22 protein-coding genes are annotated in these 25,531 nt (G+C 69.5%); 14 read left to right on the plus strand and 8 right to left on the minus strand.

All coding sequences use genetic code 11. The features are described from left to right. Positions 1-12 precede the first annotated feature (12 nt). From GRX01_RS15610 to GRX01_RS15625, 4 genes are all read right to left on the minus strand, one after another. Positions 13-1,071, minus strand: a complete 1,059-nt coding sequence (locus GRX01_RS15610; RefSeq protein WP_159669672.1) for a 50S ribosomal protein L10 — start codon at positions 1,069-1,071, stop codon at positions 13-15. Next, positions 1,068-1,706 carry a 50S ribosomal protein L1 gene (locus GRX01_RS15615; RefSeq protein ID WP_159669675.1) on the minus strand — a complete coding sequence of 213 codons (639 nt, stop codon included), beginning with the start codon at positions 1,704-1,706 and terminating at the stop codon, positions 1,068-1,070. The genes GRX01_RS15610 and GRX01_RS15615 overlap by 4 nt, the downstream gene beginning before the upstream one ends. 137 nt (positions 1,707-1,843) lie before the next feature. Beyond that, positions 1,844-2,626 (minus strand): PHP domain-containing protein, encoded by a 783-nt coding sequence (locus GRX01_RS15620; protein WP_321168153.1) that lies wholly within the window; start codon positions 2,624-2,626, stop codon positions 1,844-1,846. Positions 2,627-2,799: 173 nt separating this feature from the next. Then, entirely contained in the window at positions 2,800-3,288 is a 489-nt protein-coding gene (locus GRX01_RS15625) for a 50S ribosomal protein L11 (protein WP_159669677.1), read from the minus strand. A 151-nt stretch (positions 3,289-3,439) separates the two neighbouring features. Here GRX01_RS15625 and GRX01_RS15630 point away from each other — a divergent pair, with 151 nt between their 5' ends. The 8 genes from GRX01_RS15630 to fdhF all read left to right on the plus strand — a co-directional run bounded on the left by GRX01_RS15630 (position 3,440) and on the right by fdhF (position 15,437). Then, positions 3,440-4,417 carry an aldo/keto reductase gene (locus GRX01_RS15630; RefSeq protein WP_159669776.1) on the plus strand — a complete coding sequence of 326 codons (978 nt, stop codon included), beginning with the start codon at positions 3,440-3,442 and terminating at the stop codon, positions 4,415-4,417. A 104-nt stretch (positions 4,418-4,521) separates the two neighbouring features. After that, positions 4,522-5,589, plus strand: a complete 1,068-nt coding sequence (locus GRX01_RS15635) for a TrmB family transcriptional regulator (RefSeq protein WP_159669679.1) — start codon at positions 4,522-4,524, stop codon at positions 5,587-5,589. A gap of 308 nt (positions 5,590-5,897) precedes the next feature. Further along, positions 5,898-6,980, plus strand: coding sequence for a Gfo/Idh/MocA family protein (locus tag GRX01_RS15640; protein WP_159669682.1), 1,083 nt, complete (start codon positions 5,898-5,900; stop codon positions 6,978-6,980). 76 nt (positions 6,981-7,056) lie between these two features. Beyond that, complete coding sequence (locus GRX01_RS15645) at positions 7,057-8,136, plus strand: CNNM domain-containing protein (RefSeq protein WP_159669798.1); 1,080 nt, start codon at positions 7,057-7,059, stop codon at positions 8,134-8,136. Between the two features lie 114 nt (positions 8,137-8,250). After that, complete coding sequence (locus GRX01_RS15650) at positions 8,251-9,219, plus strand: sugar phosphate isomerase/epimerase family protein (RefSeq protein WP_159669684.1); 969 nt, start codon at positions 8,251-8,253, stop codon at positions 9,217-9,219. A 12-nt stretch (positions 9,220-9,231) separates the two neighbouring features. Then, positions 9,232-10,356 (plus strand): Gfo/Idh/MocA family protein, encoded by a 1,125-nt coding sequence (locus tag GRX01_RS15655; protein ID WP_159669687.1) that lies wholly within the window; start codon positions 9,232-9,234, stop codon positions 10,354-10,356. A gap of 78 nt (positions 10,357-10,434) precedes the next feature. Beyond that, complete coding sequence (locus tag GRX01_RS15660) at positions 10,435-12,009, plus strand: NADH-ubiquinone oxidoreductase-F iron-sulfur binding region domain-containing protein (protein ID WP_159669689.1); 1,575 nt, start codon at positions 10,435-10,437, stop codon at positions 12,007-12,009. Beyond that, positions 12,006-15,437: a formate dehydrogenase subunit alpha gene (gene fdhF / locus GRX01_RS15665; protein WP_321168154.1), complete on the plus strand. Its 3,432-nt coding sequence runs from the start codon at positions 12,006-12,008 to the stop codon at positions 15,435-15,437. Before GRX01_RS15660 ends, fdhF begins: the two co-directional genes overlap by 4 nt. Positions 15,438-15,486: 49 nt before the next feature. Here fdhF and GRX01_RS15670 read toward each other — a convergent pair whose 3' ends face one another. Beyond that, positions 15,487-16,341: a translation initiation factor eIF-2B gene (locus GRX01_RS15670; protein ID WP_159669692.1), complete on the minus strand. Its 855-nt coding sequence runs from the start codon at positions 16,339-16,341 to the stop codon at positions 15,487-15,489. A gap of 194 nt (positions 16,342-16,535) precedes the next feature. Between GRX01_RS15670 and priS the strand changes: the two genes are divergently transcribed. The 3 genes from priS to bcp all read left to right on the plus strand — a co-directional run bounded on the left by priS (position 16,536) and on the right by bcp (position 19,392). Continuing rightward, positions 16,536-17,705: a DNA primase small subunit PriS gene (gene priS / locus GRX01_RS15675; RefSeq protein WP_159669694.1), complete on the plus strand. Its 1,170-nt coding sequence runs from the start codon at positions 16,536-16,538 to the stop codon at positions 17,703-17,705. A gap of 21 nt (positions 17,706-17,726) precedes the next feature. After that, positions 17,727-18,812, plus strand: coding sequence for a DNA replication complex subunit Gins51 (locus GRX01_RS15680; protein ID WP_159669697.1), 1,086 nt, complete (start codon positions 17,727-17,729; stop codon positions 18,810-18,812). A 103-nt stretch (positions 18,813-18,915) separates the two neighbouring features. Beyond that, positions 18,916-19,392 (plus strand): thioredoxin-dependent thiol peroxidase, encoded by a 477-nt coding sequence (gene bcp, locus GRX01_RS15685; protein WP_159669700.1) that lies wholly within the window; start codon positions 18,916-18,918, stop codon positions 19,390-19,392. Positions 19,393-19,490: 98 nt separating this feature from the next. On the opposite strand, the gene GRX01_RS15690 is transcribed toward bcp, so the two are convergent. The 3 genes from GRX01_RS15690 to GRX01_RS15700 form a co-directional block, all read right to left on the minus strand. Further along, a complete protein-coding gene (locus tag GRX01_RS15690) occupies positions 19,491-20,402 on the minus strand; it encodes a DMT family transporter (protein WP_321168155.1) in 912 nt (303 codons plus the stop codon). A 151-nt stretch (positions 20,403-20,553) separates the two neighbouring features. Then, positions 20,554-21,603: a geranylfarnesyl diphosphate synthase gene (gene idsA3 / locus GRX01_RS15695; RefSeq protein ID WP_159669703.1), complete on the minus strand. Its 1,050-nt coding sequence runs from the start codon at positions 21,601-21,603 to the stop codon at positions 20,554-20,556. A gap of 2 nt (positions 21,604-21,605) precedes the next feature. Continuing rightward, positions 21,606-22,958: a ribonuclease J gene (locus GRX01_RS15700; protein WP_159669705.1), complete on the minus strand. Its 1,353-nt coding sequence runs from the start codon at positions 22,956-22,958 to the stop codon at positions 21,606-21,608. A gap of 320 nt (positions 22,959-23,278) precedes the next feature. Here GRX01_RS15700 and GRX01_RS15705 point away from each other — a divergent pair, with 320 nt between their 5' ends. The 3 genes from GRX01_RS15705 (at position 23,279) to purF (ending at position 25,525) form a co-directional block, all read left to right on the plus strand. After that, a complete protein-coding gene (locus GRX01_RS15705; RefSeq protein WP_159669708.1) occupies positions 23,279-23,494 on the plus strand; it encodes an LSM domain-containing protein in 216 nt (71 codons plus the stop codon). Beyond that, on the plus strand, positions 23,491-23,667 hold the full coding sequence (locus GRX01_RS15710; RefSeq protein ID WP_159669710.1) for a 50S ribosomal protein L37e: 177 nt from the start codon (positions 23,491-23,493) through the stop codon (positions 23,665-23,667). Before GRX01_RS15705 ends, GRX01_RS15710 begins: the two co-directional genes overlap by 4 nt. Before the next feature lie 322 nt (positions 23,668-23,989). Beyond that, entirely contained in the window at positions 23,990-25,525 is a 1,536-nt protein-coding gene (purF, locus tag GRX01_RS15715; protein ID WP_159669713.1) for an amidophosphoribosyltransferase, read from the plus strand. The last annotated feature ends 6 nt before the right edge of the window (positions 25,526-25,531 follow it).

The following is a 25,531-nucleotide window of genomic DNA, read 5'->3' on the forward strand; positions in this document are numbered from 1 at the left end:
GTGTAGTGTGTCTTATCCGAACATCTCGCCGAGGCCCTCCGCTCCGTCGCCGTCGTCGTCATCGTCGTCGGCGTCGTCGGGCTCGGCTTCCGTGTTCTCGTCGTCGCTCGATTCGTCCGTCTCCTCCTCGGCATCGGCGTCGGCCTCGGCGGCCGGCTCCGCCGCGGGCGCCTCGACGCCGCGGAGCTCCTCGGGGAGCGCCTCGTCGTCGTCGATGGCGGCCGCGAGCGAGCGCAGCTGCGCGTCCGCGCGGGACACGAGGTCGGGGAGCAGATCCTCGTCCTCGATGGCGGCGAACAGGCCGACGGCCTTCGCGTCGCCGGCGGCCTTGCCGAGCAGGGTGCCCGCGGTGCGGGCGGTCGGGTAGGCGGCGTTGACCGAGAGGTTACGCGCCGCCGCCGCGGCGGACTCGACGTCCGCGCGGTACTCGTCCACGTCGATGGCGAGCTCCTCGGGCTCGAACAGGACGCCGTCGGCGAAGACGGCGCGCAGGTCCAGCCCGACCTCCTTCGGCTCGATGCCGAGCTCGCCGAGCACGTTCGCGAGGTCGTTCGAGACCTCCTCGCCGGCGTCCAGCACGTGCGAGTCGGACATGACCTTGATCGACCCGCCGTCGATCCGGGCGTCCGCGCCGACCTGCTGCAGCTCGCCGACGAACGGGCCGGGGTCGACCCCCGTGTCACCCTCCGGGATGACGATGTCGTTCGGGGCGACCTCGCCCGCGCCGATGGGCGCGGAGGTCTTCGACGCCTCGAGCTGCTTGAACAGCCCGAAGGGATTGTCGTTCGTCCCGATGAGGCCGACGTGACCCGAGACGAACTGCCCCAGGTCCTCGGCGCCCTCGTTCACCTCGTCGAGCGCGCGCTCGATGAGGGTGTTCCGGGACATCCGCAGTTCGGCCTGCCCGTGCAGGTCGCGGCGCATGTCCTGAAGCTGACGGCTCGGGATGCCCGTGAGGTCGACGATGCCGACCGCGTCGTAGGAGTCGACGAACGCTGTCAGCTCGGCGACCTCCTCGCGCTTCCACTCGGGGATGGTGTCGGTCTTGCGTTCCCCTGCGGAACTGCTCATACGGGCACCTCCACGGACGGCCCCATCGTCGTCTTGACGTAGATGCCGTCGATGTTGAGCGGCCCCTTCTCGAGGTCGGCCTCCAGCCGGCGGACGATCACGTCGATGTTATCGCTGATCTCGTCGGCCGTCATGTCCTCGGCGCCGACGCGCGTGTGGAACGTGCGCCGGTCGCCGGAACGGATCTGGACGGTGTTTTTCATGCGGTTGACGGTTTCGACGACGTCGTCGTCGGGCTGGAGCGGCGTCGGCATCTTGCCGCGCGGCCCCAGAATGCGTCCGAGGTTGGACGCGACGTCCTGCATCATGTCGGCCTCGGCGATGAAGAAGTCGGTCTCATCGGCGAGGTCCTTGGCGTCGTTCTCCTCGGACGCGAGGTCCGAGAGGTCGTCGCCCGACAGGACGTCGTCCGCGACGTCTTCCGCGCGGAGGGCGGTCTCGCCCTCCGCAATGACGACGATGTGTGTCTCCTGGCCGGTGCCGGCCGGAAGCACCACTTCGTCGTCAACTCGATTCGACGGGTCGTTGAGGTCCAAGTCCCGGAGATTGACCGCCAAGTCCACGGTCTCGCGGAAGTTGCGAGCGGGGGCGTCCTCCAGTGCTTGGGATACTGCGTCCTCGATTGAATCTGCCATTTTTCACCTCCGTAGTACGCAGGAATGCTCCTACGGGTCAGTGAAACAGGCATACGCCTGTCTCACCGTGGAATCGACCCACGCGACACTTAAGGCCGTCGAAGGGGCCGTCCCCCCGGTCCGCGTTCACACGGTCGTCACGCCGCGAGGTCCGTCGGGGCGACGGGATCGATGCCGGCGTCCTCGCAGAACCGCTCCAGTTCCCGGGCCCGTCCGTCGTACGCCTCCGGCCCGTGGGCGTCGGTGCCGACGGTGAAGGAGACGCCGCGATCCGACAGCGCGGTCCGGAGCGCGCCGGTGGGGTGAAGGTCGGGGCCGTCCTCGCGCAGCAGTCGCTTGGCGTTGATCTCCGGGACGGTCCGCGAGGCCGCGGCGGCGTCGGCGACGCGTCGCACCTGCTCCTTGGTACGCCGACCGGCCAACTGGGGATGCGCCTCGATCACGTCGAGGTGAGCCGCGACCTCGAACAGCTCCGCTTCCAGCAGCGAGACGACAGCGTCGTAGTAGGCGTCGACGACGGCGTCCGGGTCGGGAGTGTCCGGCGTCGAGAAGTCCTCGAAGGCGAAGACCGTGTGGCCGAGGACGTAGTGGACGCTGCCGACGGCGTAGTCGAAGTCGGCGTCGGCGAGGAACGCGCCGATCCGGTCGTCCGCGCCCGGCTCGTAGTCGACCTCGACGGCGTCGTGGACGGCGATGTCGCGGTCGGCGCGGAGCGCCTCGATGGCCGTCCGTCGCCGCTCGTAGGTCAGATCGAAGGTGCGGGCGTACCGGGCGCGCTGCTCGCGCCAGTGGGGGTCCCGCGTCAGCGAACAGTGATCGGCGAAACCCACCCCGTCGAGCCCGGCGTCGGCGGCGGCGTCGAGCATCCGGTGGAGCTGCTCCCCGTCGGAGTACGCCGAATGCGCGTGGTAGTCGTGCACGGTTGACCGGCGGCCCGACCGGGGGTAACGGTTACGACGGTCGGGCCCGACGAAACCGGAGGCACCGGACCCCGGTCGCGCGGTGGGCGACGACGTGGCCGTCGCTGGTGGGGGTGAGGACGATCCGGTCGCCGAGTACCCCCGGCCGGCGAGCGAGAAGTGGAACCCGTGAGTTACGCCGTCGCCTCGTCGGCGAGCACGTCGTCGTACTCGCCGGCGTCGACGCGCTCGTCGAACGTGCGAGCGTCCTCGCCGTCGATGGTGACGCCCAGCGACGCGCAGGTGCCGCCGACCTCCTTGGCCGCGGCCTTCACGTCGTACGCGAGCAGGTCGGACAACTTCTGCTCGGCGACCTTCTTCACCTGTTCGACGGACATGTCCGCGACGAAGTCCGTCTGGGGCTCGCCCGAGCCCGTCTCAAAGCCGACCTCGTCCTTGATCAGTTCCGCCGTCGGCGGGACGCCGACCTCGATGCTGAAGGAGCCGTCGTCCTCGTACTCCACGGTGACGGGGACTTCCATGCCGTCGAACGCGGAGGTCTGGTCGTTGATCTCGGAGACGACCGCCTGCACGTCGACCGGCGTCGGACCGAGCTCCGGGCCGAGCGGCGGGCCGGGATTGGCCTCGCCGCCGGGGATGAGTACTTCGATGGTTCCAGCCATGCATTTCGATTCCCCGTCGCGTCGTTTAAGGATTGTCTTTGCGACCGATCCCGGCGGCTGCGTGGGTGAGAACCGCACGCAATTGACGGCGAGACCACCGGCGCTTATGCCCGACGGCGACGGCGAGGGAGCCATGCCCGGGTCGGACTCCATGGCGTACACGACGCTCGGCGACACGGGGCTGGACGTGTCCCGGCTGTGTCTCGGCTGCATGAACTTCGGGAGCGAGCGGTCGTGGATGATGAACGACCGCGACGCGAGCGTCGACCTCATCCACGAGGCCCTGGATCTGGGAATCAACTTCCTCGACACCGCGAACGTGTACTCCACCGGAGAGTCGGAGGAGATCGTCGGCGACGCGGTCGCCTCCGCCAACCGCGACGAACTCGTCCTCGCGACCAAGGTGTTCGGCGAGATGCGCGACGGTCCCAACGGCTCCGGGCTGTCCCGCAAGCACATCCTCGATCAGGTCGAGGCGAGCCTCGACCGGCTGGGAACCGACTACATCGACCTGTACCAGATCCACCGCTGGGACGACGACACCCCCATCGAGGAGACGCTCGCGGCGCTGGACCACCTCGTCGAGACCGGCCGGGTCAGGTACATCGGAGCCTCGACGATGACCGCCTACCAGTTCACGAAGGCCCTCTACACGAGCGACATCGAGGACTACAGCCGATTCGCCTGTATGCAGCCCGAGTACTCCGCCGTCGCACGCCACGAGGAGGCGAACCTCCTCGAGGTCTGTGAGGCCGAGGGAGTCGGCGTCATCCCGTGGTCGCCGCTCGCGGGCGGGTTCCTCACCGGCAAGTACGAACGCGACGGAGATCCGACCGACGGCACCCGCGGCGCCGCCTCCGAGTCGGTTCGCGGGTACTTCATCGAGGAGAACTGGGACGTGTTGGACGAGATCCGTGCGCTCGCGGAGGCGAAGGGGGCGACGCCGGCGCAGGTGGCGCTCGCGTGGCTGCTTCACCGTGAGGTGGTCGACGCGCCGATCATCGGGCCGCGATCGAGCGAACACCTCCGGGAGAACGTCGGGGCGGTTTCGGTGGATCTGAGCGACGAGGAGGCCGCACGCATCGAGGCGCCCAAGACCCCGCGGTGGCCCGCGGCCGGGAAGGACTGACGGAAGCGAGTCGGCATCGGATGATCGGCGAGAGACCGATCGGAGCGGTCCGGAACGACCCGTTCAGACGGTACGGTTTTCTCCGTTCCGTCCCGTCCCCGAGTATGGAGACCGAGTCGCTCGTCGAGACGCTGGAGTCGGCGGGCCTGTCGCCGTACCAGGCGGAGGCGTACGTCGCGCTGCTGGAGTTGGGGACGGCATCGGCGACCGACATCGCGGAGGCGAGCGGCGTCCCGGCGCCGCGTATCTACGACGTGTTGCGGACGCTCGAGGGGCGGGAGTACATCGAGACGTACGAGGCCGGCTCGCTGCAGGCGCGGGCGCACAGTCCCTCGGTCGTGTTGGACGACCTCCGGAGCCGGGCCGACCGGTTCGAGGCGGCCGCCGACGAGGTGGAACAACGGTGGGAACAGCCGGAGTTGGAGGCTGGCGGCGCCAGCATCGTCACGCGGTTTCGGACCGTCATCGAGCGGGCGGAGACGTTCATCGAGGACGCGAACCATCAGATCCTCCTGTCGACGACGACCGCGAACCTCCGCCGGCTGGCGCCCGCCCTTCGCGAGGCGACCGACCGTGGCGTCTCGGTTCGGATCTCCGTCCACACCGACGACGCGGACGAGCGGCCGGACTCGTCGCTGTTCGAGGACATCTGTGTCGAGGCGCGCCATCGACCGTTCCCCGCGCCGTTCGTGGCGCTCGCGGACCGGAGACAGGCGTCGTTCGCCCACCACCCCGACTCGTACGACCGGTACGGCGTGCTCGTGAACGATCGAACGCACACCTACGTCTTCTACTGGTACTTCCTCACGACGCTGTGGGAGCCGTGGGAGACCGTGTACGACGCGGCCGATCCGGGGCTCCCGACCGAGTATCTCGACGTTCGGCACCTCGTTCGCGCCCTCAGGGAGCGAAACTGGCAGGAGAACCCCATCCGTCTCCGCGTCGAGGGCTACGAGACCTCGACGGGGGAGGAGTGCACCGTCGAGGGAGCCGTCGTCGATGTCCGGGTACCGTTCGCCTCGGAGGCCGACACCGGCTTCGAGTTGGCCGGGCAGGTCACCGTCGACCTCGACGTCGACGGCGAGCACGTCAGCGTCGGCGGGTGGGGTGCGATCGTCGAGGACGTCGAGGGAACGAGGCTCACGATCGTCGACGCGCCGGCGACCGAATGATCCACGCTCGCATCCGAGGACGTCGTGCAGCGAGCGTTCGGCGGGCGGTCAGTGATGCGGATGACGGCCTCCCGTGTGGCTATGACGCTGCCGTTCGTCCCGCTAAGGACGGCCTGTACGCGCCGGGGTGCAACGGGAGGAACCGGTTGCTCCCGGTTTCCCGTCGGCCCCTCCACGGTCGCGGTCGGCCCGAGGAGCGGACCGAGGCCGAACGGGAGGAACGGGAACGACAACTATACTGACCCCCTTCCCCTCCAAGCGACCATGATGTGGTCCTCTGTTTCGAGTAATCTCCCCGAGGTGCGACGATGACGCTCGTCGACGGCTTCGATCCGTCGGGGGTCCGCGTGGGCATCGTCGGGCTCGGCGGCATCGGCCATCACCACGCCGAGCGGCTGGAATCGCTCGGGGCGGACCTGGTCGGCGGGATGGACGTCGACGCCGGCGCGCGTGACCGTTTCGCCCGCGAGTTCGACGCGCACGCGTTCGAGGACGCGGGCGAGCTGTACGACATGGTCGACGCCGTGCTCATCACGACGCCGAACCGGTTCCACGAGGAGTACGCCGTCTCCGCACTGGAGTGGGGGCTGGACGTTCTGCTGGAGAAGCCGCTGGCACACACGCTGGAGTCGGCCGAGCGTATCGCCGAGGCCGCTCGCGAGGCCGACGGGATCTGCATGGTCGGGTTCAACAACCGCTTCGCGGCGCCCGTGGAGGTGCTGAAGCACTATCAGGCCGAGGGACGCCTCGGCGACGTGACCCACGTCGAGGCGAACTACGTGCGGCGCCGAGGCGTCCCCGGTCGCGGCTCGTGGTTCACGAGCGAGGCGGTCTCCGGGGGCGGCAGCCTCATCGACATCGGCGTCCACGCGATCGACCTCGCGCTGTACTTCCTCGATTTCCCGGAGGTCGTCGAGGTCTCAGGCGTCGCGCGCTCGGAGTTCGGCGGTCGCGACGACTACACCTACATCGACATGTGGGGCGACGACTCGGGCCCCGAGGACTTCGACGTCGACGACTCGGTCTCGGCGTTCATCCGTACCGCCGACGGCGCCACCGTCTCGTTGGAGGCCGCGTGGGCGACGAACCGCCCGGAGAACAACGACTTCTTCGTCCGCGGGACCGAGGCCGGCGCCCGCTTCGACCGCGGCAACGGCGACCTGACGCTGTTCGAGAACGGCATCGGCGGCGGCCATCACCTCACCGACACGGCCGTCGACACCCGCGAGGTCGACACGCACCGCGCCGAGCAGGCGGCGTTCCTCGAGGCGGTCGCGACCGGCGAGGGGCCGATCCGAAACACCGTCGAACAGGCGTTGACGGTCCAGCGCGTCATCGACGGCATCTACCGCTCGACCGACGAGGGACGGACGGTCCGGATCGACGAGTAGGCGGCCGCGCCCCCTTCGACGGCCGTCCGGTTTTTGGGGTCCCCTCGGCAACCCGGAGGCGATGGTTACGACAGCGATGAGCACGGCGGAGATCCTGGTCAGGCTCGTCGCGGGAGTCGGGTTGATCCTCGCGAACGGCTTCTTCGTCGCGATCGAGTTCGCGCTGACGCGGGCGAGACAGTTCACAGAGGCGGAGTTCGTCGGCGGCAACCCAGCACTCGTACGCGCGTGGGAGATGACCCAGAACCTCGAGATCTACCTGACGACCTGTCAGGTCGGGATCACCGCCTCGAGCATCGCCGTCGGGATCGTCGCCGAGCCGGCGCTCGCGGCGCTGTTCGAGCCGGTGTTCGCGAACACCGGACTGGCGTCGGTGGGAGCCGGCGCGATCCTCGGGTTCGTCATCATCAACCTCCTTCACCTCACGCACGGCGAGCAGACGCCGACGTATCTCGGCGTCGAGCGCTCGCGACAGGTGTCGCGATACGGGGCGACCCCGCTGTACTACTTCCACATGCTGATCTCCCCGGTCATCACCTTCGGGGACTGGGTCGCGAAGGGGACGCTGAAGCTGTTCGGCGTGGAGATGACCGGCGCGTGGCTGGAGACCGAGGAGGACGTCATCGAGTCGCGAGCGGACCTGCGACGGAAGCTCTCGTCCACGTTGGAGGCCGGCGACCTCCCGGAGGAGCGCCGCGATGAGATCGTCAACGCGCTTCGGGTCGGGGAACGGACCGTCTCGGAGATCATGGTTCCGCCCGCGGAGATCGTGTCGCTGTCGGCCGGCGATCCGTGGGAGGAGAACCTCGCGCGGATGCGCGAGTACCCGCACACCCGGTTCCCGCTGCTGGGGGACGACGGCGAGGAGTTCCTCGGGGTCGTGTACGTCCCGGCGTTCCTCCGCGAGGTCGACGTGCTCGACGACCCCGACCTCGATCTCGAAGCGATCGCGGCCCCGCCGATGACGCTGTCGCCGGACGCGACCGTCTCCGACGCGATCGACCGCTTCCAGGTGGAAGGACAGGAGCTCGCGCTCGTCGTCTCCGACGGGGAGATCCGCGGACTGGTCACCGCCACGGACGCCTTCGAGGAGGTGATGGGCGAACTGGAGGACCCCATGGACAGGCGCGCGGCCGAGCGCGACGCCGCGGCCTGAGCCGGTCGTCACCGGGCCGGACCGCCGGGCCGACGACCCGCCGTCGGTCGCGCGGAGGTTCCGGTTCCCCGTCCGACATATAGGTTTATTCGGTTCGTTGTACAAGCCGCGGTCATGGACATCGGCGTACTGACCGTACCACTCGGCGGCGAGTCGCGCGCGGACGCGTTCGAGTACCTCGCCGACATCGGCGTCGAGACGGTCGAGCTCGGCGTCGGCGGCCACCCCGGGCAGGACCACACCGACCGCGAGAGGCTGTTGACCGACGAGAGCGCGCGCGAGGCGCTGCGGGCGGACCTGGACGAGCACGAACTGCGCGTGAGCGCGTTCGCGACACACAACAACCCGCTACACCCGGACGACGAGACCGCGGAGGCGGCGGACCGCGAGCTCCGGGAGGCCATCGAGCTCGCGGACGAGTTCGGCGTCGACGCCGTCACCTGCTTCTCGGGGCTGCCCGCCGGCGGTCCGAACGACGAGGTGCCCAACTGGATCACGGCGCCGTGGCCCACCGAGCACGCCGAGGCCGAGGCGTACCAGTGGGAGGTCGCCGAGGACTACTGGTCGGATCTGGCCGCGCACGCGGACTACCACGGCGTCGACCTCGCGATCGAGATGCACCCGAACATGCTCGTGTACGAGCCCCACGGCATGCTGAAGCTTCGCGAGCTGACGAACGAGCGCGTCGGCGTCAACTTCGACCCCTCGCACCTCTACTGGCAGGGGATCGACGTGACCGAGGCGATCCGCGTGCTCGGCGAGCACGACGCGATCCACCACGTCCACGCGAAGGACACGAAGGTGTACGAGTCGAACTCGCGCGAGAAGGGCGTGCTCGACACGACCGACTACGCGGACGGCGAGAACCGCTCGTGGCTGTTCCGGTCGGTCGGCTACGGTCACGGCGAGGAGCACTGGAAGGACGTGGTCAGCACGCTCCGGATGGTCGGCTACGACGGCGCGCTCTCCATCGAGCACGAGGACGCGCTCACCTCCTCCCGCGAGGGGCTGGAGAAGGCCGTCGACCTCCTGAAGCGCGCGCGTTTCGAGACGACGCCGGGCGACGCATACTGGGCGGAGTGAGGGGACGAACGCATGACCGACGAACCCATCGACATCGGCGTACTGGGGTACCGCTTCATGGGAAAGGCGCACGCGAACGCGCTCGACCGCCTGCCCATGTTCTTCGAGGACGCGCCCGAGACGAACCGCCACACCGTCATCGGGCGCGACAAGGAGGCGTTGGCTGAGGCCGCGGAGACGCTCGGATTCGAGCACACCGCGACCGACTGGCGCGACGTGGTCGACGAGGTGGACGCCTTCTACAACCTCGGACCGAACCACCTCCATGTCGAGCCGTCGATCGCGGCGCTGGAGGCCGGCAAGCCCGTCCTCTGTGAGAAGCCGCTCGCCCCGACGCTTGCGGGGGCCGAGGAAATGCGCGAGGCCGCCGCCGCTGCCGACGTGCCCGCCGGCTGCGCGTTCAACTACCGGTTCGTTCCGGCGGTCCGGTACGCGAAACGGTTGATCGATGCGGGCGAACTCGGCGAGATCCGACAAGTCCGCGGCCGATACCTCCAGGACTGGCTCTCGGACCCGGATGCGCCGTGGAGCTGGCGCAACGACGAGGAGCTGGCCGGCTCGGGCGCGCTCGGCGACCTGGGCGCACACACCGTCGACCTCGCGCGCTTCCTCGTCGGCGACCGCGTCGGCGAGGCCGCGAGCGTCTCCGGACACCTGCAGACGTTCACCGAGGAGCGGCCCGTCGAGGGCGGGGACGACGAGACGCGCCCGGTCACCGTCGACGACGCCTACTCGGCGCAGGTGGAGTACGACTCCGGCGCGATGGCCACCTTCGAGGCCTCGCGAGTGACGGAGGGTCACAAGAACGACCACACGATCGCCGTCCACGGGAGCGATGGAAGCCTGCAGTTCTCGCTGGAGCGGCTCAACGAGTTGGAGGTCATGACCGGGGACGCCCGGGGCTACGAGACCGTGCTCGTGACCGACGAGGACGACCCGTACATCGAGCACTGGTGGCCGCCGGGACACGTCATCGGCTGGGAGCACACGTTCGTCCACGAGAACTACGAGTTCCTGACGAGCGTGGCGCGATCCGAGGAGTTCTCCCCGAGCTTCGACGACGGCTACGAGGTCCAGCGCGTGCTCGACGCCGTCGAACGCTCCGACGCCGAGGGCGCCCGCGTCGACCTCGACTGACACGGGCCACGAAGCGCAGCACGTCAGTCCTCCCCGACCGTGCGAACGTTTTTGCCCGAATCCGCGGAACCGTGAGCCATGACCACAGCCGACGCGGTCGGGACGACCGTCCGGGTCGCGTTCGACGGCCCCGACGGGCGTGCGGTGCTGGAGGCGGCCCGCCGAGCCGCCGACGCCGCGGCCGAGGCGGAGGGACCCCCGATAGAGACGCTCGCCGTCGGGTCGCCGGGGACGGTCCACCTGCCGCTGGTCGCCGTGACTCGGGAGGGTCGAACCGCGGTCCATCGGTCGGTCGATCCGAACGGCGCCGCGAGTCTGGTGAGCCTACTCGCCGACGGCGACGACGACCTCCCCGTCGACGGCGCGTCGGCCGTCGTCGACCACGAGCCGGAGCCCGACGACTTCCCCGTCGGCGACGGGCCGCTCTCGGCGGGGACGCGACGGACGCTCCGCGGCGCGGGGTGGGCCGACCCGACCACGTTCGAGTCGCCGGGAACCCTCGGTGACGAGGCGCTCGAAACCGTGTCGGACCTCGGCGTCCGCGGCCGCGGCTGGGGGGACGCCCGACAGGACGAACCGCTTGCAGCGGGTTGGCGCGACGCCCGCGACGCCGACGGCGACCCGGTGGTCGTGATCAACGGCCTCGACGCGGACCCCAAGGCCGACGGCGACCGCCTGCTGCTCGGGAGCCTGCCCGGCCGGGTCGTGGCCGGCGCGGTCGTCGCCGCCAGCGCGGTCGACGCCGAGGACGTCGTCGCTGTCCTTCCCGAGGACGATCCCGTCGTCGCCGAACGAGTTCGTGCCGTCGGCGACCGCGTCGCCGCGGTGACGGATCTGACGGTGGAGGTCGTCGCCGCCGAGCCCGACTACATGACCGCCGAACACACCGCCGTATTGGAGTCGCTGGAGGGGAACGACCGGATCGAGGCTCGACGGCGACCTCCCGACCCGGAGACGTGGGGGCTGTTCGAGCGGCCGACGCTCGTGCACACGCCCAGAACGCTCGCGGCCGTCGAACGTGCCGTCGCCGACCCGGAGCGCCTCGATGCCGACGCCGCCGACCCCGGAACCAGACTCGTGACGGTCGTCGGTCCCGAGCGGCGCACGGTCGAGCTCCCGACGGACACGAGCCTCTCGCGGGCGCTCGTAGCGGAGGAGTTCGGGAAGGAGGCGACCGAGGACGCCGGAGGCGGGGACCTCGGAGAGACCGGACCCACGGAAGCGTTCGCCTGCGTCGGCGGTCAGTTCGGCGGACTGACACGCGATCTCGACACGCCGGCGTCGGCGCCGGCGCTGCGCGGGGCCGGCCTGGGAACGAACGGTTCGATCGAGCCGTTCGAGGAGGGATCGGGGGGCGGCTGCCCGGTCGTCGTCGTGGGACGACGGATGCGCGTCGCCCGCGAGGAGAACTGCGGTCGATGCGTCCCGTGTCGCACGGGGAGCGTCCGTGCCCACGAGCTGCTCCGCGAGGTGTACGCGGGCTCGTTCGCCGAGTCACGACTGCGTGAGTTGGCGCGGACGATGGGCCGGACCTCGCTGTGCGAGTTCGGAGGCGACGCCGCGCGGCCGCTCGCGACCGCGCTCGACGAGTTCGGGGGCTACCTGCGTGCGCACGCCGACGGCCGCTGTCCCGCGGGGGTGTGTGACCCGTGAGCGCCGACGGCGCTGGCGGGGCCGGCGGGGGTGACGGGGGCGGCGGACGCGACCCGCTCCCGCGGGTTCCGGACGCGACGCGGGTCTCCGACCCCCGTACGTCGACGCCGCTGACCGAGACGTTCGCGCCCGGAACCGCCTCGGACCCGCCGGTGGGCACGAGTGACGACGCCGGGGGTGGCTGTGGCTCGTGTGATTGTGGGGAGAGAGACGTTGCTGATGGCAACGATGCCGGCGAGCGAGGCGAGGCGGGGACGGTGACCGTCACCGTCGACGGTACGGCGGTGTCGGTTCCGACGGGCGCAACCTTGCTCGACGCGATGGAACGCGTCGAGCACGAGGGAACCGTCCCGGCGCTGTGCGCCTACGACCGCGACGGCGGCGACTGCTCGGACGACATCGGGCCGCGCTCGACGTGCCGGACCTGCACCGTCGAGGCCGACGGAGAGTTGGTGGCGGCCTGCTCGCAGCCGGCGGAAGCTGGGGTAGAAGTCCGGACGGACGATCCCGACGCCCGCGAGAGCCGCGAGGTCAACCTCGATCTGGTGCTGTCGGACCACAACCTCCGGTGTACGACCTGCAACCAGAACGGGCGCTGTGAGCTACAGGACGCAGCGATCGAGACGGGCGTCGAGGAGCCACGGTTCGGCGTCTTCGACGAGCGGAGCGAGTACGAGCCGCTGGACGACACCTCCCCGTTCATCCAGATCGACCGCAACAAGTGCATCACCTGCGCGCGCTGCGTCGACGCCTGCAACGGCGTGCAGGTGTCGGGCGTCCTCCGGATCGAGGGGACCGGCGAGGAAACCGAGATCGGGTTTCAGTCGGACGCCGAGACGATGGCCGACTCGGCGTGCGTCTCCTGCGGCCACTGCGCGACGGTGTGCCCCACGGGGTCGCTCACCGAGCAGGGGCTCGCCGGGCTCGCGACGCTGCCGATCCCGGGGTTCACGCACGCCAACAGCGTCGGGAAGTCGCTGACGGCGGACAGAGAGAAGCCAGCCCGCGCGACGAGCGAGACCGGGGGCCGGCGCGGAGTTGTCGACGCCGGCGACGACGATTCCCCGATCGAGGAACGCGGCCGCGACGACGGCCCCGCCCCGACACGCAAACGCGCCGAATCGGACGGCCTCGCCTCGGCGTTCAGGTGGGCGAAGCGGAAGGCTGGCGACGCCGGCCGATCCGCGCTGCTGGCGGGCGAACACGCCGCCGAGTCGTTGGCGGCGCGGACGATGAGGGAGGGCTGGCTGTTCGACGCCGCGAGCCGGGTCGCGGACCATCGACTGAAGGACGTGGAGTTCACGGAGACCACCTGCGGCTTCTGCGCGGTCGGCTGCCGCTTCCAGTTGGTCTCGAAGGACGAGGAGGTTCTCGGGGCGGTGCCGACCGACGACCCGGCCGACGCGCCGGTGAACGACTTCTCGACGTGCGTGAAGGGGAAGTTCGGCTACGAGTTCGCGAACTCCGACGAGCGACTGACGACGCCGCTGGTTCGGGGCGACGACGGGGAGCTGCGCCCCGCCTCGTGGGACGAGGCGCTCGACCGGGTCGCCGAGGGGTTCGAGTCGATCCGCGAGCGTTCCGGGCCGGACGCGCTGGCGGCGTTCGCCTCCTCGAAGTGTACCAACGAGGAGGACTACCTGATGCAGAAGTTCGCGCGGGGCGTCCTCGGGACGAAGAACGTCGACAACTGCGCGCGCCTGTGCCACTCCTCGACGGTCGCGGCGCTCAAGCAGACGCTCGGCTACGGCGCGATGTCCAACCGGATCAACGAGGACATCGGCGAGGCAGACGCCTACCTCATCACCGGGTCGAACACGACCGAGAGCCACCCCGTCCTCGCCACCCGGATCAAGCGAAACGTCGACGACGGCGCGGACCTCGTCGTCTTCGATCCTCGCAAAGTCGAGATCGCCGAGCACGCGAGCCAGTACGTGCGAACCGAGCCGGGGTACGACGTGGCGTGGATCAACGGACTGATCCGGTACATCGTCGCCAACGACCTCCACGATACGGACTTCATCGAGGAACGAACCCGGAACTTCGACGCCCTGCGCGAGAAGGTGGAGCCGTTCACGCCCGAGGAGGTGGAGCGGCTCGCGGGCGTCGCGCCCGATGATCTCAAGCGGGCGGCAGAGACCATCGCCGCCGCCGACTCGGTCGTCTTCGGCTGGGCGATGGGGATGACCCAGCACAGCCACGGCACGCAGAACGTCCTCGCGCTGGCGGATCTCGCGCTCGTCACCGGCAACCTCGGGAAGCCCGGTGCCGGGGTCTCGCCGTTCCGCGGCCACAACAACGTTCAGGGCGGCGGCGGCGACATGGGAACGCTCCCGAACCTCCTGCCCGGCTACCGCGATCCGGGCGACCCCGAGGTGCTCGACGAGTTCGAGGACACATGGGGCGTCCGCCCACCCGCCGAGGAGGGGCTGACCGTGCCGGAGGTGTTCGACGAGGCGCTCGCGGGCAACGTCGAGGGGCTGTACGTGATGGGGGAGAACCCCGCGCTGTCGGAGCCGGACCTGGCCCACGCCGAGGAGGCGCTCGACGCGCTGGAGTTCCTCGTCGTGCAGGACGTCTTCCCGACCGAGACGGCCGAGTACGCCGACGTGGTGCTCCCGGCCGCGACGTTCTCGGAGAAGGAGGGAACCTTCACGAACACCGAGCGGCGCGTGCAGTTGGTTGGGAGGGCGACCGATCCCCCCGGCGACGCGCGACAGGACTGGGCGATCATCAAAGAACTGGCGAACCGGATCGACCACGCGGGCGACGCGTGGGCGTACGACGACCCGGCCACGGTGATGGACGAGATCGCCGAGGTCGCGCCGATCTACGGCGGCATCAGCCACGACCGGCTCCGCGAGGAGGGCGGGCTCCAGTGGCCCTGCGAGGACGAGTCGGACCCGGGGACGCCGTACCTGTACGAGGAGGAGTTCAACTTCCCCGACGGGAGGGCGCGGTTCGTCCCCGCCGACACGGGCGAACCGGGCGATATCCCGAGCGAGGAGTTCCCGCTCACGATGACGACAGGCCGCGTGCTCTACCACTGGCACACCGGGACGCTGACCCGGAAAGTCGACGGACTGCTCGATCACGTCGGCGAGGCGTTCGTCGAGGTGAACCCCGCGACCGCCGACCGCCTCGGCATCGTCGACGGCGAGCGCGTCCGCGTCGAGTCGCCGCGGGGCGCGATCGAGGTGCGCGCCGAGATCGGCGACCGCCCCGGCGACGGCGTCGTGTTCGTGCCGATGCACTTCGCCGACGGCGCCGTGAACCGGCTCACCGGCGATCACGTCGATCCCACGAGCGGCATCCCCGAGTACAAGGTGTCGAGCGTCCGTGTCCGACGCCTCGGGGACGACGGGGAGCCGGACTCGGGACGGTCGGAGACGCCGACCGACGCGGACGGCGTCGCCGGCGACGACTGATCCGTCACGCCGATCGATCCGTCACGACGGATCGGCCCGCCGCGTCGACTCAGAACTCGCGGACGCCCTCGTCGGTGATCACTTCGTCGACGAGCGAGATCGGCGTCGCGTCGTAGGCGGGGTTCTCCAGCGTGATCCCGTCGACGGGTTCGAGCATCACCTCGCTCGGGGGGCGCGACTCGTTCTCGAAGCGGAACCCGTCGTCGATCACCTTCGTGCCCGAGCCGACGACGACGACCGGGACGTCGACCTCGGCGGCGGCGGCCGCGATCGGGAACGTTCCGATCCGGTTGTAGAGGGTGTCGCCGACGATACAGTCCATGCCGACGACGACGCGGTCCGGGTCCACCTCCCGAAGGAGGTAGCCGGCGGCGGCGTCGACCGCGAGGTGGGAGTCGACGCGGTCCATGCCCGCGAGCGTGCGGGCGGTCTTGCGACCGAGAAACCGTGGGCGCGCCTCGGTGACGTACGCCGTCATGTGTGCCCCGTCGACGGCCGCCGCCTCCACCGCCTCCAGCACCGTCGACGAGTAGTCGTGCGTGAGGAACGTCTCCCCGTCCTCGAACGTCCGAGCGGCGTTGGCCGCGGCCTCGCGCTTCCCGGTCTCGATCCGTTCGACCTCCCGCTCGATCGCCGTCTCCAGCAGTTGTTTGCCGCCATCGACCGACTCTGCGGTCCCGATCACCGCGTCCGCGACCGCGCGCATCGCCCGGTGGAGACTCGCGTGTGAGGGGTTCGCTCGCCGCAACGCGCCGGTGTTGTGGTCGAGGTCGCGCTCGAACTCGTCGAGCGTGGCGTACTCGCGGTCGAGCAGCTCTCCCAGCGCGCGGGCTGCCTTCACCGCGACGACCGACGAGGAGTGCGTCTGCATCTCGCGTATCTCGGCGACCGTCTCGTCTATCATGCGTGCGTGGTCGGCGCATTCGGGGTTAGGTGTTCCGGGACCCAGCTCCTCCCGTCCCTCCTTCCCTCCAACTCGCCTCCGCCAAGCACGAACTTCCCGGACCGTCCACACCAGGTTCGGGCGCTCCGAGTCCCGCTCGGCGGGACGAGACGGCAACACTCATACCGGCGTCGCCACTACCGATTCTCCGTCAGATGAACCGCCGCACCCGCGAGTACCTGAGGGGCCGCTTCGGCGACTACTACCGGAGCGCGTCCGTCTCCCCGCCGCCCGAGGCCAACGAGCGCGAGTGGGGACACATCCCCTTCACGGCGGGCGACGGCACCACGATGGTTCGCCACCAGTCGCTGCTCGACATCGGCGAGGTGAGCGAGTTCCTCGCGCGCGAGACGCCGCGGCACGCGTACTTCTCGGCGGCCCGCTACGACGACCCGGCGAACAAGCGAATGAGCGAGAAGGGGTGGCGCTCGGCCGATCTGGTGTTCGACCTCGACGCCGACCACCTCCCGGGCGTCGACCCCGAAGAGACGAGCTACGGCGACATGCTCGCCGCCTGCAAGGAGGAACTGCTCGCGCTGCTGGACGTCCTCGAGGACGACTTCGGCTTCGCGGACGCGGACATGCGGGTCGTCTTCTCGGGCGGTCGCGGCTACCACGTCCACGTCCGCGACAGCTCGGTCGCGGAGCTGGACTCGACGGCCCGCCGCGAGGTCGTCGACTACGTCCGCGCGGTCGACCTCAACTACGACGGACTGATCGAGCGTCGGCCGAACGAGCGCGGGACGACCCTCCAGAAGCGGCTCCGCCGCGAAGGGGGGTGGGGACGGCGCGTCCACGAGGAACTGGTCGCCTACGCGGAGGGGTTGCGCGCGATGGAGGAGGACGACGCGCTCGCGGAGCTACAGGAGCTCGACGGCGTCGGCGAGAAGACGGCCCGAACGATCTACGGCGTCCTCGAGCGCAACCCCGAGGGGGTGAAGTCGGGCAACGTCGAGTTGGGCCCCGGCGCGTCGACGCTGGTGCGAGCGATCGCCGAGCGCGTCACCGCCGAGCAGACCGCGCCGATCGACGAGCCGGTGACAACCGACATCCGCCGACTCATTCGGCTCCCCGGTTCCATCCACGGCGGCAGCGGCCTGCTCGTGTGCCCGCTGGACCGGGACGCGATCGACGACTTCGATCCCCTGACGGACGCCGTCCCCGAGCGCTTCCGCGGCCGCGACATCCTCGTCGACGTCCACGATCCGGGGCCGGTCGACGTGGGGGACGACAGAGATAAGGTGGAGGAGGGAATTGTATCCGTCCCCGAGTACGTCGGCGTGTTCCTCATGGCGCGCGGACGCGCGGAGAAGGCGCGGGAGTAGCGCCTCGACGGAGTACACACGATGGATCTGGACGAACTACGCTCGGTACAATCGAAGGAGCGCACGAAGGACAGCCTCCAACACCTGCGCGACTCCTTCTACGAGGACGTGGCCGCGTACATCGCCGAGCGCAAGCGTCAGCGCGACGAGCGCGCCGCGAGCGTCGACCAACCGTTCTCCGACAAACAGGTCCGCAAGCTCTCCAACGAGATCGAGACCGCCGAGGAGGTCGTCGAGTCGCTGTACGAGCGCCGAGTCGGCAAGGTGGTCAAGCTCGCCTCGTTCGCCGCCGCGGGCGCGCCCACCGACACCGACGGCATGACCGTACAGGAGGCGGAGCTGTTCGAGGACCTGGTCGTCCGGATCGAGCAGAACAAGAGCCGCGTCCTCGACGTGCTGGAGGGCGGCGCCGACGTGGACCTCGCGGGCGACGAGGCCGACGCGGCGGCCGCGGCGACGGCCCCCACCGAGGCCACGGCGACGGCCGCCCCCGCCGGCGAACCCGAGTCGACGACACCGGAGGGCGGGGAGGCGTCGGCCGCGGAAACCCCCGAACCCGCCCCGCCGGAGCGGGGGGCTGAGGCCGACCCGACGACCGACGCGAGCGACGCCGGTGGCGGGCCCCCCGGCGGCGGGGGCGACGCGGCCGACGGGAGCGGCGTCCTCGCGGACGCGATGGGCGGCGACGGATCGACCGCGACCGACTCGGCGACCAGGTCGACGACCGAGGCGCAGTCGGCGGCGGCCGCCGATGCCGGGTCGACGGGAGCCGGAGAGGCCGAGTCGCACGCCGGATCGACGGGCGATCCCGACGCGCCCCCCGAGGAGTTCGTCCCAGGATCCGAACCGGACCGGGCGGGCGGCGCGAACACGGATTCCACCGACGCCACCGAGTCCACCGCGTCCACGGCTCCCGCCGCCGGCGGAGGGTCGGAGACGTCGGCCGACGCCGCCGACCGCCGGACGGTTCGGATCACCCGCGACGTTGGACAGATACTCGGCGTCGACGAGCGCGAGTACGAGCTCGCGAACGACGACGTGGTGACGCTGCCCACGGAGAACGCCGACCCCCTCGTCGAGCGGGACGCTGCCGAACCGATCGAGTGATCCCGGCGGCGACTCGCTCGTCGCCGACGCCGTCTCTCCCGTCGCCGGCGAATCCGACATCGACACCGACACCGCTTTTCGTCCCGCCGTCCGATCGACGCCCATGCTCGACACCGGCACGGACGCGCCCGCCTTCTCGCTTCCCGACCACGTCGGTCGCGAGGTCTCGCTCGCGGAGTTCGAGGGACGACGCGTCGTTCTGTACTTCTACCCCCGAGCCGACACCCCCGGGTGCACGACCGAGGCGTGCGGGTTCCGCGACGCCTACGACGAGTTCGAGGAGCGCGACGCGGCGATCCTCGGCGTGAGCGACGACCCCGTCGAGGACCTGGAGGCGTTCGCCCGGAAGCACGACCTCCCGTTCCCGCTGTTGTCCGACGAGGACGGCTCCGTCTCCGACGCGTACGACTCCTACGGCGAGAAGAACGTCTTCGGAAACGAGGTCGAGGGCGTGTTCCGCAACACGTACCTCATCGGTCCCGACGGTCGGATCGAGCGCGTCTACGAGGGCGTCTCGCCCGAGGACCACGCCGAGGAGCTGTTGGCGGACATCGACGAGCTGCGTGAAGCTGACTCGTAGGCTCGACTCGATACCACACCGTTCGACTCGGCGTCACCTCACCGCTCGACTCGCATCCCCGCCGCACGTCGATTCACTCCCGAGAACTGTCGCCTCCGTCACCAGCGGTGCCCGCGGAGTTCCCGGCGGATCGCCTCGCGTTTCACGAGCACGAAGCCGGCGACGACCACGACGAACCCGACCACGGTCAGCAGCGTGACCGGTTCCGAGAGGAGGACCGCGCCCGCGATCGTCGCGACGATCGGAACGACGTAGCTCACGAGGTTGATCTCGAAGGGACCGAGCAGATCGAGCAGCCCGAAGTAGATCGCGTAGCCGATCGCCGAGGCGAACACGCCGAGGAACGCCAACGAGAACACCACGGACGGCGACAGCTCCGTCGGAAGGGCCTGTGGTTCGCCCGCGGCGACGCTGAGGGCGTGCAGGACGACGGCGCCGAGGGCCATCCCCCACGCCGTGCGCGGCAGCGCCTCCGACTCCGGTTCCAGCCAACGAGTGGCGACGCTCCCGAAGGAGACGGCGACGGCGGCGACGAACACCAGCGCGACGCCGATCGTCGTGTCGCCGCCGAGGTTCGACGGCGACGGCTGGGCGACCAGTCCGACGCCGAGGACGCCGAGCAGCACGCCGACGTAGCCGCGGGCGTCGAGGCTTCCCTCGTCGAGAAGCCACACGGTGAAGAACGTCGTCAGGATGGGGTTGAGGCTGTAGACGATCGAGGCGATCCCGCCGGTCGTGTACCGCTGGCCGTACGCGAGGAAGGCGATGTTGGCGACGACGAACAGCAGCGCCGCGACGGCGACCGCGCCGAGGTCGGTCCGAGAGCGCGGGACCGGCTCCTCGGCGCGCCACCCGACGTACGCCAGCGCGACGAGCGCCCCGACGTCGAACCGGTAGGCGCCGAGCAGCAGCGGGCGGAGCTCGGTCAGTCCGACCTCGATGGCCGGGAAGCTGCCGCCCCAGCAGATCCCGAGCGCGAGAAACAGCGCCCCGTTCCGGACGGTACTCACGGAAGACTCACAGGTGCGTGGGCGGTCGGGACGGACTTCGGCGTTTCCGTTTCGGACGGAACGACCGGATCGCGGCCCGCCAGCGACGCGAGTCGCCGACGCGTCCTCTCCGGTCCTCGTCCGTCGAGGACACGGCCCCGAGTCGGGGGCGTCAGTAGCCCCGGGTGATGAGGTAGTCGGCCAGGTCGGCGAGCAGGTCGCTCGCCGGGCCCTCCGGGAGCACGGTCAGGCGCTCCTTCGACCGTTCGGTGAGGTCCTCGGCCATCTCGCGGGCGTAGTCGATCGATCCGGCGTCGTCCAGCGTCGACACCGCCTCGTCGACGGCCGCCTCGCTCACCTCCGCGGGGGTCTCGGCGCTCACGAGCCCGTCCACGTCGACGCCCTGCTGGCGCGCGTGGAGCGTGATGAGCGTCTCCTTCCCCTCGACGAGGTCGGAGCCGCGCTGTTTGCCCAGCTTCTCGGAGGGGACCGTGAGATCGAGCACGTCGTCCTGGATCTGGAACGCGCGCCCGGAGTCGACGCCGTACTGGTACAGCGCCTCCACGGTCTCGTCGTCCGCCCCCATGAGTACCGCCGGGATGGCCGCCGACGCGCCGTACAGCACGGCCGTCTTCAACTCGACCATCTCCAGGTACTCCTCGGGCGTCACGTCGTCGCGGCTCTCGAACTCCACGTCGAGCGACTGTCCCTCACAGATCCGGGTACACGCGGACGCGAGTCGGTTGACCGCCTCGACCGTGTTCGCCGGATCCGCGCCGGTGTCGGAGAGCAGTTCGAACGCCTTCGCGTACAGCGTGTCGCCGGCGAGGATCGCCGTCTCAGTGTCGTACGCGCGGTGGACCGCCGGCTCGCCGCGCCGGAGGTCGTCGTCGTCCATGATGTCGTCGTGGATCAGGGTGAACGACTGGATCACCTCGACGCTGACGGCCGTGCGCATGAGGTCGAACGGCTCGCCGTCGAGCGCCGGGAACGATCGGTAGTCCGTCGTCGCGTCGGCGTCGATCTCCGCGAGCGCCTCGGCCACGAGCAGCGCCGCCGTCGGCCGGAGGCGCTTGCCGCCCGCCTCGAGGATGTACCGGCTGGCCTCGTACAGTCGTTGCGGCTCGGCCATCGGGAGGTCCTCGTCGATGGCGTCGTTGACGCGGTCGCGGCGCTGGCGGACCGCCGCGAGCACCCGATCGGCCGTCGCGTCCTGCGTCATCGTTACTCCGTCAGCTGGATCATGTTCCCGTTCTCCGTGACGTGGAGGTCACGCCCCAGCTTGTATCCCTTCCGTCTCGCGAGATCGACGTAGGGCGCGAAGCCCTTCATGTCCTGGTGGGCGGGGATGACGTGCTGGGGCTCCAGCGCGTCGAGCATCTCGTAGTGCCCCTCCTCGCGGAGGTGGCCCGACACGTGGATGTCGTCGTAGATGCGCGCGCCCTGCATCTTCAGGAGGCGCTCGGACTGGTAGCGCTGCCCCTCGTTCGTCGGCTCCGGGATGACCCGGGCCGAGAAGACGACCTTGTCGCCGTCGTCCAGTTCGTACGGGGTCTCGCCGCGACCCATGCGGGTGAGCATCGCGCGCGGCTCGCCCTGATGACCCGTGACGATGGGGAGGTAGTTCTCCTTGCCCTCCTGCATGATCCGCTTGAACGTGCGGTCGACGGACTTCCGGTGGCCGTACATCCCGAGGTCGTCCGGGAAGTCGACGAAGTCCAGTCGCTCCGCGGTCCCGCTGTACTTCTCCATCGACCGCCCGAGGAGCACGGGCTCGCGGCCCATCTCCTGGGCGAACTCGACGAGCGAGGAGACCCGCGAGACGTGCGAGGAGAACGTCGTGGCGACGATCCCGCCGTCGTAGTCCTCCATGCTCATCAGGGTGTCCTTGACGTGGTTCCGGGCGTGCGACTCGGAGGGCGTGCGGCCCTTCCGACCCGCGTTGGTGCAGTCCTCGATGTAACAGAGGACACCGTTGCCCTCCCGGCCGATCTCTCGGAACCGCTCCATGTCGATCGGGTCCTCGAGGACGGGCGAGTGGTCCATGCGCTTGTCGAGGCCGTAGACGACCGCGCCCTCGGGCGTGTGGAGGACCGGGTTGATCGCGTCGATGATCGAGTGGGTGACGTGAACGAACTCCAGTTCGACGTTCCCCGAGTCGCCGATGGACATCGTCTCGCCGGCCTCCATCTTGACCAGGTCGTTGTCGACGTTGAACTTGTTCTCGCTCTTGACCTGCTGTTTGACCAGCTCGATCGTGAACGGCGCCGAGACGATGGGCGCGTCGTATCGGTGGGCCAGCTTCGAGAGGGCGCCGATGTGGTCGAGGTGGCCGTGGGTCGGCACGATGGCCTGCACGTCGCCCTCCATGTCGCTCATGATCCGGTCATCCGGAATGGCGCCCATGTCGATGAGGTCCAAGCTGTGCATCTTCTCCGTCTCGACGTTGTCGTGGATCAGGACCTGACTCAGGTTGAGCCCCATGTCGAACACGACGATGTCGTCCCCTGCGCGAACTGCCGTCATCTGGCGACCGACTTCCTCGTAGCCGCCGATTGTTGCGATTTCTACTTCCATTGTGTTTCGGTGTCTGCGTTGCGAGCGTGAATCCCGCGCGTCACGCGCGGCCGATGCTCGTACGGAAAGCCCCGGTACGGGTCGCTGTGGACCCCGGCGTCTTACAGCGCGTCGGTCCGCATCCCGCTATACGGGGTGGTCCCCGTACTTACCCGCGGGCTCTGATACCTGCACAGTACAGGCCCGGTGGTAAAACTGCTCGGGTTCGATGCACGCACGTGACAACGATCCTCATGGAGACATCCCTGCCGGCGATCAGTGTCGCGACCCGAGCGGGCGCGTCCGGTACGCTTAAACCCGAATCCGCCGACGGACCGAACATGACTGGCCGCCCGCTCGACGTACTCGAGGAGACCCTGGACACGCCGGTGACGGTTCACCTCAAGGACGGCACCGCCCACTTCGGCGTGCTCGCCGGCTACGATCAGCACATGAACGTCGTGCTCGATCCCACGGAACTGGAGGGATCGACCGACGACGAGGTCGAAGACACAACGATTATCCGTGGCGACAACGTCGTCTCGATCAACGTATGACCGGAGCCGGAACGCCGTCTCAGGGGAAGAAGAACAAGACGACGCACGTCAAGTGTCGACGCTGCGGCGAGAAGTCCTACCACGTGAAGAAGAAGAAGTGCTCCTCGTGCGGCTTCGGCAAGTCCGCCAAGCGGCGCGACTACGAGTGGCAGTCGAAGGCCGGCGACAACTGACTGGCGTCTCCTCTCTCTCCTTCACAGGATCTCACGTCGATCAGCGGCGTCGCCGGACCGACGGAACCGGCCCTCCCCCCGCTATGCGATCGGGCCGTTGACCGCTGGCCGACGGGAAATGGAACCGGGCACCCGGAGGACCGACTGCCGACCGATATCGTCTCAGGCCGTCCGACCTCGACCGGTCCGGACTGACCGATGGATCGACCCGAGGGGAGCGGATGGGCTGATGTATTCAAATTCGTGAATACCTCCGTCTGTTCTCGTGGCGACCTACGCACGATAACGAGGGTTTTTGTGGAATCGGCCTCCAGTAGCGACCATGTCACACGGCGACTCCGGGGACCGGGCGGCGCCGGTCACATCGCTCACCGAACCGCTCGGCGACGGCTCGCGTGAGCCGGCCCCCGTCGACGGCCCGACCGAGAAGTGCGGCGTCGTCGGCATCGCGCTCGAGGACCGCGACGCCGCGCGGCCGCTGTACTACTCGCTGTACGCGCTCCAGCATCGCGGGCAGGACTCCGCCGGGATCGCCACCCACGACGGCTTCCAGCAGCACAATCACATCGAGATGGGCCTCGTCGGCGACGCCTTCACGCAGTCGGATCTGGACGACCTCGCCGGGTCCGCAGGGATCGGCCACGTTCGCTACCCGACGGCCGGAGGCGTCAACGCCCGATGCGCCCAGCCGTTCTCGGTGTCGTTCAAGTCCGGGGCGCTCGGGCTCGCGCACAACGGAAACCTCGTCAACGCCGACGACATCCGCGACGAACTCGCCTCCTCCGGGCACGCGTTCACCTCCGAGGGGGACACCGAGGTCATCGCACACGACCTCGCGCGCAACCTGCTGGAGTCGGACCTGATCCGGGCCGTCAAGCGGACGATGAGTCGGATCCACGGCTCGTACTCGCTCACGGTGATGCACGACGACACCGTCATCGGCGTGCGCGACCCGGGTGGGAACCGTCCGCTGTGCATCGGTGAACTGGAGGACGGCTACGTCATCGCCAGCGAGTCGGCGGCGATAGACACGCTCGACGGCGAGCTGGTCCGCGACGTGCGCCCGGGCGAGCTCGTCGTCCTCGACGGCGACGGAAGCGGCTTCGACTCGTATCAGCTGTTCGAGGCCGACAACACCGCCCACTGCTTCTTCGAACACGTCTACTTCGCGCGTCCGGACTCCGTCATCGACGACACGCTCGTGTACGAGGCTCGACGGAGCCTGGGGCGGGCGCTGTGGGACGAGGCCGGCGTCGATTCGGACGTGGTGATGCCCGTCCCCGACTCGGGACGCGCGTTCGCCTCCGGGTACGCCGACGCCGCAGGGGAGGACGGCGCAGACGTGGAGTTCGCGGAGGGGTTGATGAAGAACCGGTACGTCGGCCGGACGTTCATCATGCCGACGCAGGACGAGCGCGAGCGGGCGGTGCGACTCAAGCTGAACCCGATCCGGTCGACCGTCGAGGGGAAGTCCGTCACCCTGATCGACGACTCGATCGTGCGTGGAACCACCTCGACGCAGCTCGTCCAGTTGCTCCGGGACGCCGGCGCCGAGGAGGTTCACGTCCGCATCGGCGCGCCCGCGATCATCGCGCCGTGTTACATGGGGATCGACATGGCGACCCGCGAGGAGCTCATCGCCGCGGACCGATCGGTCGAGGAGGTCCGCGAGGAGATCGGCGCCGACTCCCTCTCGTACCTCTCGGTCGACGCCGTCGCCGGCGCGCTGTCGTCGACGAAGGCGGACCTGTGTCTCGGCTGCGTCACCGGGGAGTACCCGTACGATATCGACGGCGAGGCGGCCGACCGCGAGGTGAGCCGGCCGACGGTGGGGGAGCCGTCGCCCGCCGACGACTGACGCGAG

This window comes from Halobaculum saliterrae, from assembly GCF_009831625.1.
Classification (GTDB): domain Archaea; phylum Halobacteriota; class Halobacteria; order Halobacteriales; family Haloferacaceae; genus Halobaculum; species Halobaculum saliterrae.

Bases quoted from the DNA above. Each gene is read 5' to 3' on its own strand.
- GRX01_RS15610 (WP_159669672.1), bottom strand. From the start codon at position 1,071: ATGAGCAGTTCCGCAGGGGAACGCAAGACCGACACCATCCCCGAGTGG.
- GRX01_RS15615 (WP_159669675.1), bottom strand. From the start codon at position 1,706: ATGGCAGATTCAATCGAGGACGCAGTATCCCAAGCACTGGAGGACGCC.
- GRX01_RS15625 (WP_159669677.1), bottom strand. From the start codon at position 3,288: ATGGCTGGAACCATCGAAGTACTCATCCCCGGCGGCGAGGCCAATCCC.
- GRX01_RS15630 (WP_159669776.1), top strand. From the start codon at position 3,440: ATGGCGTACACGACGCTCGGCGACACGGGGCTGGACGTGTCCCGGCTG.
- GRX01_RS15635 (WP_159669679.1), top strand. From the start codon at position 4,522: ATGGAGACCGAGTCGCTCGTCGAGACGCTGGAGTCGGCGGGCCTGTCG.
- GRX01_RS15640 (WP_159669682.1), top strand. From the start codon at position 5,898: ATGACGCTCGTCGACGGCTTCGATCCGTCGGGGGTCCGCGTGGGCATC.
- GRX01_RS15645 (WP_159669798.1), top strand. From the start codon at position 7,057: ATGAGCACGGCGGAGATCCTGGTCAGGCTCGTCGCGGGAGTCGGGTTG.
- GRX01_RS15650 (WP_159669684.1), top strand. From the start codon at position 8,251: ATGGACATCGGCGTACTGACCGTACCACTCGGCGGCGAGTCGCGCGCG.
- GRX01_RS15655 (WP_159669687.1), top strand. From the start codon at position 9,232: ATGACCGACGAACCCATCGACATCGGCGTACTGGGGTACCGCTTCATG.
- GRX01_RS15660 (WP_159669689.1), top strand. From the start codon at position 10,435: ATGACCACAGCCGACGCGGTCGGGACGACCGTCCGGGTCGCGTTCGAC.
- GRX01_RS15670 (WP_159669692.1), bottom strand. From the start codon at position 16,341: ATGATAGACGAGACGGTCGCCGAGATACGCGAGATGCAGACGCACTCC.
- priS (WP_159669694.1), top strand. From the start codon at position 16,536: ATGAACCGCCGCACCCGCGAGTACCTGAGGGGCCGCTTCGGCGACTAC.
- GRX01_RS15680 (WP_159669697.1), top strand. From the start codon at position 17,727: ATGGATCTGGACGAACTACGCTCGGTACAATCGAAGGAGCGCACGAAG.
- bcp (WP_159669700.1), top strand. From the start codon at position 18,916: ATGCTCGACACCGGCACGGACGCGCCCGCCTTCTCGCTTCCCGACCAC.
- idsA3 (WP_159669703.1), bottom strand. From the start codon at position 21,603: ATGACGCAGGACGCGACGGCCGATCGGGTGCTCGCGGCGGTCCGCCAG.
- GRX01_RS15700 (WP_159669705.1), bottom strand. From the start codon at position 22,958: ATGGAAGTAGAAATCGCAACAATCGGCGGCTACGAGGAAGTCGGTCGC.
- GRX01_RS15705 (WP_159669708.1), top strand. From the start codon at position 23,279: ATGACTGGCCGCCCGCTCGACGTACTCGAGGAGACCCTGGACACGCCG.
- GRX01_RS15710 (WP_159669710.1), top strand. From the start codon at position 23,491: ATGACCGGAGCCGGAACGCCGTCTCAGGGGAAGAAGAACAAGACGACG.
- purF (WP_159669713.1), top strand. From the start codon at position 23,990: ATGTCACACGGCGACTCCGGGGACCGGGCGGCGCCGGTCACATCGCTC.